At 68.1% G+C, this 7,467-nt stretch carries 6 protein-coding genes; 1 reads left to right on the plus strand and 5 read right to left on the minus strand.

Features of this window, described 5'->3' with window-relative positions:
- The 3 genes from HMPREF3165_RS00545 to HMPREF3165_RS00555 all read right to left on the minus strand — a co-directional run.
- Positions 1 to 270, minus strand: a 270-nt coding sequence (locus tag HMPREF3165_RS00545; protein WP_141744976.1) for an LLM class flavin-dependent oxidoreductase, incomplete at its 3' end; no start/stop codon positions are given.
- Positions 271 to 325: 55 nt separating this feature from the next.
- On the minus strand, positions 326 to 1,594 hold the full coding sequence (locus HMPREF3165_RS00550; protein ID WP_003787320.1) for a glycosyltransferase: 1,269 nt from the start codon (positions 1,592 to 1,594) through the stop codon (positions 326 to 328).
- Between the two features lie 118 nt (positions 1,595 to 1,712).
- The gene (locus HMPREF3165_RS00555) at positions 1,713 to 2,201 is read right to left on the minus strand and encodes a methyltransferase family protein (protein ID WP_070509997.1); all 489 of its coding nucleotides are present in this window, start codon (positions 2,199 to 2,201) and stop codon (positions 1,713 to 1,715) included.
- Positions 2,202 to 2,453: 252 nt separating this feature from the next.
- Here HMPREF3165_RS00555 and HMPREF3165_RS00560 point away from each other — a divergent pair, with 252 nt between their 5' ends.
- Positions 2,454 to 4,652: an NHL repeat-containing protein gene (locus tag HMPREF3165_RS00560; RefSeq protein WP_070509988.1), complete on the plus strand. Its 2,199-nt coding sequence runs from the start codon at positions 2,454 to 2,456 to the stop codon at positions 4,650 to 4,652.
- Positions 4,653 to 4,680: 28 nt separating this feature from the next.
- On the opposite strand, the gene HMPREF3165_RS00565 is transcribed toward HMPREF3165_RS00560, so the two are convergent.
- Together HMPREF3165_RS00565 and HMPREF3165_RS00570 are read right to left on the minus strand one after the other, a co-directional pair.
- Positions 4,681 to 6,402, minus strand: coding sequence for an MDR family MFS transporter (locus HMPREF3165_RS00565; RefSeq protein ID WP_070509991.1), 1,722 nt, complete (start codon positions 6,400 to 6,402; stop codon positions 4,681 to 4,683).
- A gap of 59 nt (positions 6,403 to 6,461) precedes the next feature.
- On the minus strand, positions 6,462 to 7,139 hold the full coding sequence (locus HMPREF3165_RS00570; RefSeq protein WP_070509994.1) for a TetR/AcrR family transcriptional regulator: 678 nt from the start codon (positions 7,137 to 7,139) through the stop codon (positions 6,462 to 6,464).
- Between the last annotated feature and the right edge of the window lie 328 nt (positions 7,140 to 7,467).

The following is a 7,467-nucleotide window of genomic DNA, read 5'->3' on the forward strand; positions in this document are numbered from 1 at the left end:
CAGGTAGAGCGGGTTCTCATAGCGCATGTCGATGACGCCGGTGCCGACCTCGATGCGCCGGGTACGGGCGCCGGCCGCGGAGAGCAGCGGGATGGGGGCGGCGGCCTGGCGGGCGTAGTGGTGGACGCGCCAGTAGGCGCCGTTGACGCCGATCTCGTCAGCGCCGACGGCGATCTCGACGGCCTCCTTGAGCGCCTGGCCAGCGTCGGGGTCGCCAGGGCCGCGACCGTGTCCATAGTGTCCGAAGCTGAGAAACCCGAATGCTTTCATACAACCTTCAACTACTAGAATAGTCAGATCATTCCGTCCGGCCACGCGAGCCACGTCACCTGGATCCGACCGATCCCCCTCGGCTCAGCACCTGGTTGATGCGGGCGATAGCGGCGGCGCAACCATCCTCGTCAGCCATCACCTCGCCCAGCGCTCCGGCGGTATCGGCCAGGGCGTCAGCGGCACGCAGCCTCTCAGCAAGAGCCTCTCCGGTGATGCGCATGAGCGGGCGCGGTGCCACGCCCAGCTCACGGAGGCGACCGGCCCAGAAGGGCTGATCACCGAAGAAGGGGCTGATGACCTGCGGAGTCCCCGAATGGAGTGCGGCGCCCACAGTTCCTACCCCACCGTGGTGGACGATGGCCGCGGCTCTCGGTAGGAGCCCGTCCAAGGGAGCCTCCTCGACGGCGAGAACGTCACCACCTCCCGACGCGCTCAGCCCTGACCATCCGGCCAGGAGGATCCCCCTGCGTCCCGCACGGCGCAGACCATCCATCACTTCTCGGGCGAGCCGCGTCGGGTCGTCGTGCCTCATACTTCCGAAGCCGATGACCACGGGTGGCGGCCCGGCAGCCAGGAAGCGTTCGACGTCCGGCGGAAGAGTCCTGGTGTCACGCGACCGCCAGAACCCGAGGGGGCTCTGGGAGGAACGCCACTCGGGCGGTGCCGCCAGCAGGCGGGGGCTCCAGGCACTGAGAATCCCCCGCGAGGCGACGATCCTGGAGAAGGGAATCGGACTCGTCTTGAGACCGAGACGCGCCGACCGCCACTGAGCCACCATTCTTCGCCATGGCGCCTCGGCCGCCCCGACCAGTAACCACGAGGCGCGGTACAGCAGCCGCGGCGTACCAACCGGGGCGAACGGAGCCCGGAAGGCGCTCGTCGGCGGCCCGGTGGGGATGAGCTGAGCGGGCAGTCCGGGGACCTTGAGCCTCTCCGCGACGCTCGCTCCACCCAGGGCCTTCTGGGTGAAGACGACAATATCGGCCCGGCCGGACTCCCCGTGCGCGAGCTCCGCGAGGTCATCCAGCCACCGCCGCATCAGCGGGCGTATGCGGCCCAGCGAGCGCACGGCACGAACCGGTCCCGCTCCCACGAGCTCGTCCTGGAGATCGAGGATGCTGTCGTCCAGGCCGATGAATTCCGCACCGAAGCGCGCAGCCAGGTTGTCGAAGCGCCTCGGCGCCGCGACAACGGGACAAGCCCCGGCTTCGGCGAGGGCGTGGGCCAGCACCAGGAACGGCTGAACGTCGCCGCGACTCCCGGTGGTGATGAGCAGCGCTCTGCAGCCGGCGATCAACGAGGACGAGTCGGTCGTACTCATGAGGTCCCTCCTCACCGCAGGAGCCTAGCAGCTCAAGCCCCATCAACCAGGCCGATCATCAATGTTGGCGACCTCGTCCAGCAAATCGTTGCCATCATTGCCGAGGGGCTTCCCCTCGTTAGCAGCGCGCCTGACAGCACCCTCGAGCGCACGGCACACCCAGCCAGCGGGGAACGGCCTCCTTGTAGTCGAGGTAGTCCTGCCCGAACCTCTCCTCCAGAGCCTTCTCCTCGGCCGGGATCTGGTGGCGGTCGATGAGCCAGACGAAGCCGGCCAGCGGGATCAGCGCGGACGGGCTCCTGCGCGCGATCGCGTGCGAGAGCAGCAGGCCCGTCAGGCCCAGGTACATGGGATTGCGCGTCAGCCGGTTGGGGCCGTCCACAACGAGGTGCTGGGCCCGCTCGACCCTCACTGGGTCGACCGTGGTGCGGTGGCGAAGAAAGTTACCCGCACTTCCGGCGAGCAGGCACAGCGAGCCTCCGACGACGGCGGTGGCCGCCGCCACCGACGCGGGCGTCACTGTCCGACCACGAGCCATGGCGCCCTGCGCCGCGCCCGCCATCGCCAGCAGCACTGCCGGGGGCGGTCGCCTGATGATCTGTTCCATCACCAGGCCATCCTCTCATCCGCAGAGCCCGGCGGCGCACCAGACTCGACCCACGAGAACGCTCAGGACCACCAGAGCACCTCGACCAGCATCCTCACAGTGATTTATCGATCAACTTCACGGTTGGTTTCGCCACCCGTCATCTCTCCCCCGGTGAACAATGGCCAGGCGGTTCCATCCGCTCCGACGGGCTCAGCCCGTCGGACGGCGGCACGCACAGTCCCCTTCCTCCGACACAAGGCGAGAACAGCGATGAAGCAGTCAGCCAGGACAACCATCCTCACCCTGTGGGGCGCACTCGTCACCGCCCTTGCCCTGTCCCTGTCCATCACCGCACCCGCCGTCGCCCTCGACCCGGGAGGCCGGGAGGAGGCCCTGCCCACTACGCCGCCACCCGACCCCAGCGTGCCGAGCATCGGAACCACCGTCCTGAGTGACGGCACCCCCGTCGGCATCGTCGTGGCCGGCGGCAACGGCGGCCTGCTGCACGTCGTGGACCTCAATACCCGCACGCTGAGGTCGCGCGAGCGGCTCGTCCCGGAGAACACCGACGTGCAGCCCTGGGAGTTCGCCACGTTGTCGAACCGGCACGTCATGCTCGCCAGCGGCGGCGGACAGCTCTTCGAGATCGATCCGGACGCCCCCGAGGGACAGAAAGCCACGAATCTGAGCGATCCGTCCCGACCCGGCTACGAACAGGTCGCCGCCTACAGCACGTTCCTCTGGGACGTCGTCGTTGACGAGCACGACCGGGTCTATGTGGCCACGCAGAGCAATCACGGCGGCCACATCCTGCGATACGACCCCTCCGCCAACCAGGGACGGGGCCAGTGGACCGACCTGCTGCCGGGAGGAGTTCAGGCAGGAGAGAGCGACGTGCGCAGCCTCGCTTACGACAACGGTTTCCTCTACGCCGGGACAGGTACGAAGAACCCCTCCATCGTCCGGATCAACACCTCCACCAACGCCGCCACCAGGCTGTCGGTGCCCAGTCGCGTCACCGCCGGCCTCTCCCACCTCGAACGGCTGCAGGTCAAGGCCGGCAACCTGTACGTCGGCACGAGCGTCCCGGGCGGCGTCCGGCCGACCTGCGGGGGAACCTGCGTCCTGGACCCGGCCACCGGGGCGCAGAAGATGAAGGACGGCAAGGCGCTTGAGGTGGACACCTGGTCCAGCCAGGTCGTCACTCGCCCCGGCGAGGCTGAGAAGGTCTACTACACCGTCCAGAGCCACAACACACCGACGCTCCAGGAGTACGACCCACGGACCAACACCTCACGGACGCTGGCCCAAGGACTGGCCTCCACCGCCAGGCCGAGTCAGTCGAGCTGGGCGACGCACGAGCACTTCATCTCAGCGGGGAAGGACGACGCCAGCATCGCCATCGTCCACGCCTCCGACGGCAGCGCGGCAGGCCTTCCCCAGGACGCGAACGGAGGCAACGCGATCCAGGGGTCACCTCGCGACATCCAGTCGCTGACGGCAGTCCCCGGCGGAGACCTCTACGCCTCCTGGTACATGACCGCCCCGATGCTCCTTCGCACCACCCCCAACGCGCAGGTGGACAAGACGCTGTACAGCCTGCCCCAGGCCCCGCTGGGTCAGGTCGAGGGCTTTGGGCACAGCAGCAAGTGGTTCGTCACGGGCATCTACCCCAGTGGCGAGCTGGTCAGGTACGAGATGGGGGCCTCCGGGCCGATGCTGGAGAATCACCAGTCGGTGAGGATCACTGCCAGCCAGGCGCGGCCGTACGCCATCGTGCCGATCAATAACGATGAGTTCGCCGTCGGCACCTCCCCCAAGAACAAGGCCGGCTCCGGAGCGCTGTCCATCTACGACGCCGCGCACAACAAGATCGACACCTACCCGCTGGACACGATCAACTATGCGGATCCGTCGCTGCGGGGCTTGTTGAGCGACCGCCGGCCGCTGTCGATCGTCCACCACCAGGACAAGCTGTACGTGGGGACCAGCGCCAGCGGCAACGGCATGAACCCCGACCAGACGGAGGCGAGCGCGCCCAGGCTCTTCGAGTTCGACCTGAAGACGCGGAAGGTGACCCGGGTGATGACGCCGTTCAAGGACCAGCGTTCCATCACGGCCCTGACCTTGGGCAGCGAAGGCACCGTGTACGGGACTACCGGCATGCACGTCTTCGCCATGAGCCCGGCCGACTTCACGATCGGACGCAGCCGGGCGCTGACCAGGCAGGGCTACGCCGACGCCAACCGCAGTCAGCTGATAGAGCGCGACGGCGTGCTCTACGGGATCATGGCGGGGCGCCTGCGGGCCCTGAGCACGTCCTTGCAGGATGAGGGCACCGTCATCGCCGACTTCGCCACCACGCCTCAAGGAAAGGTCTACGTCAACTCCCTGGCCCTCGGCGCCGACGGCAGTCTCTACTACGCGCGGGGAAGCAGGATCTACCGCTACCGGTTCCCGGCGGGCTGAGGCGGGCGCCCGGCCACCGGGCCGCCCATCACTCTGCGTCAGCCGCCGTCACCGGCTCCGTCGATTCCCGCTCCGCCTGCTGCGGCGCCGAGTCCGGCTCCTGCGGCGACGTCGGCCCACTGAGCTCATCCTCGGCCGCGGCCTCAGCCTCGGCGACCTGCTCCATAGCGGTCTTCTGGGACAGGGGCACTTCGGGCAGGAAGCCGGCGACGACGGAGGTCGCTACGAACAGCGGGATCATCCAGCCGAAGATCGGCAGGAGGGCGTCGGCGTAGGAGCCGGCCACGGCGTCGTGCAGGGCGGTGGGCAGCTGGTTGACCAGGGCGGGAGTGAGCGAGGAGGTGTCGGCGTCCTTGAACCGGGCCAGCTCCCCCAGGACGGCCGGGTCCGCGCTGCGGGCCAGCGCCCCGATCCGTTCCGTGAGGTTGGAGGTCAGGCCAGAGGAGAAGGCCGCACCGATGAGCGAGGCGCCCAGGGAGACGCCGACCTCGCGGAAGAAGTTGTTGCCGCTGGTGGCCGTGCCCAGGTGCTTGGCCGGCAGGGCGTTCTGCACCACGGTGACCAGGAGCTGGAAGAACAGCCCGATACCCGCCCCCATGAGGAAGGTGGCCGCGGAGATCTGCCAGACGGGCGACGTCGTCGACAGGCGGGAGAGCCAGAAGGCGGCGCCGGCGGCAACCAGGGGTCCCGCCACCGGGTAGATCTTGTAGCGGTCGGTGCGCGAGACGAGCACGCCGGAGAGGATCGAGGAGATGAGCATCCCAATGGTGATGGGCACCAGGAGCAGGCCGGAGGTGGTGGCCGAGTATCCGTAGACCATCTGGAGGTAGGTGGGCAGGTAGCTCAGCACACCGATCATGCCGCCCATTGCGAGCATGCCGACGAGCGTGGAGACGATGAAGGTGCGGCTGGTGAGGATCGTCCAGGGCAGGATGGGGTCGGTGGCGCCCGTCTCGACGAAGCCGAACAGCCCCCAGCACACCAGGCCGACCACGCCCAGGCCGATGATGACCGGGCTGGTCCACACGTACTGGTTGCCGCCCCAGGTGGCCATGAGGACGATGGCGATGGCACCGGCGTTCATGAGCCCGAGCCCCCACCAGTCGATGGGACTGGTCAGGCGACTGCTGGGCAGGCGCAGCACCAGGAAGATGGCGATGAAGGCCAGGACGCCCAGCGGCAGGTTGATCCAGAAGGTCCAGCGCCAGGAGACCGAGTCGGTGAGCCAGCCGCCGATGATGGGTCCCAGGATGGACGCGATGCCGAACATGGCTCCCATGGGGGCCATGTAGGTGCCGCGCACCCGCGGCGGAATGAGGTCGCCGGTGATCGCCTGGGAGGAGATCATGAGGCCGCCGCCACCCAGCCCCTGAATGAAGCGGTAGATGATGAGCTGAGTCATGGAGTCGGCGGTGCCGCACAGGGCCGAGCCGATCAGGAACAGGGCGATGGCCACCAGGAAGAGGTTCTTGCGTCCCACGAGGTCGCCGAGCTTGCCGTAGACCGGCATGGCCACAGTGATGGCCAGGGTGTAGGCGGTCAGGATCCAGGCCATGTGGGCGGCGCCGCCGAGATCGCCCACGATGGTGGGCAGGGCCGTGCCGACGATCGTCTGGTCCATGGCGGACAGGAACATGACGATCAGGAGCGAGGCGTAGACGGCCCAGAAGCGGCGGTCGGGGTGGAACTCCGCCCCCGGTTCATGGAGGGCGGTGCCGGCGGAGGCCGGCGTGGAAGTGCGTTGAGTCATAGGTGTGGCCTTGTCGGTTGAGGGCTAAGGATGGAAAAGGATGGAAACAGTTGGTTCAGTCAGGTGCGAGAAGGATGGGGTGGGGAGACGACCTCGGAGATCGCCTCAACCATGGTGCGCACGGCATCGACCAAGGGGACCTGGGGGCACCGCTCCGAGACCTCGGGGGCTCCAGGATTCTCTGGGGGCGCTGCCGCCTCACGGCGCTCCTCCCAGGGGTGGGAGCGGCCGCACCACAGGTCCAGGGAGCTGCGCTGGATGGCCATGGCCAAGGCGACGACGGCGCGGGTGCGCGGGTCGTCGGGCTCGGCTCCCAGACGGCGGCCGGCGGCCTCCGCTAAGGACTGGGCGACGATGCGCAGCCGCTCGTGGACGGCGCGCTCCACCTCGGGGTTGTCCCGCACGATCTCCGGGAAGGACAGGAGCCAGCCGCGCTCGGACTCGACGGACTCGGCGCCGGAGGCGAGCAGGGTACCGAGGTCCTCCAGAAGGCTTCCGGAGCCGTTGACGAAGGCCTCGACAACCGCGGGCACCGGAGGCTCCAGGCCTACGACGAGGAGGTCGGCCTTGGAGGCGAAGTGGTTGAAGACAGTGCGCCGGGAGACTCCGGCGAGGGCGGCGACATCGTCGACCGTCATCGCGGCGTAGCCGCGCTCCCGGGTCAGAGTGAGCGCGGCGGCGCGGATGGCAGCGCGGGTGCGTTGCGCCTGGGTGGCGCGCAGGTCGGTTCCGGTCACACCACCATCTTGCACTCAGTGCATCATTGCACTCAATGCAAGTTCGCGCGAGGTTCGCCACGCAGGTCATGCACCGGACATCACGGCCCCACGCGCAGCGCGACTGGCCATGATGTGCTGGGCGGTGTCCAAATCGGATACAAAGGCTCACCCCCAGCTCGGACACGCAGAAAGAAACCGCGCGATTCCGCGGTTCAGTCAGCGACTATGTCGGGCCTCGGACTCCTTTGTATCCGATTTGGACACGGATGCTCTTGCGGCACCCGGGCAATCCTCAGGCGCCCTCGTAGACAGCGACCTCGATGAGTTTCCGTCAGGGGCCACGCAC

The sequence above is a fragment of the Actinomyces sp. HMSC08A09 genome, from assembly GCF_001807465.1.
GTDB classification, from domain to species: Bacteria; Actinomycetota; Actinomycetes; order Actinomycetales; family Actinomycetaceae; genus Actinomyces; species Actinomyces oris.

Coding starts and splice junctions, on each gene's coding strand:
- HMPREF3165_RS00565 (WP_070509991.1), bottom strand. CDS start 6,402: ATGACTCAACGCACTTCCACGCCGGCCTCCGCCGGCACCGCCCTCCAT.
- HMPREF3165_RS00560 (WP_070509988.1), top strand. CDS start 2,454: ATGAAGCAGTCAGCCAGGACAACCATCCTCACCCTGTGGGGCGCACTC.
- HMPREF3165_RS00555 (WP_070509997.1), bottom strand. CDS start 2,201: ATGGAACAGATCATCAGGCGACCGCCCCCGGCAGTGCTGCTGGCGATG.
- HMPREF3165_RS00550 (WP_003787320.1), bottom strand. CDS start 1,594: ATGAGTACGACCGACTCGTCCTCGTTGATCGCCGGCTGCAGAGCGCTG.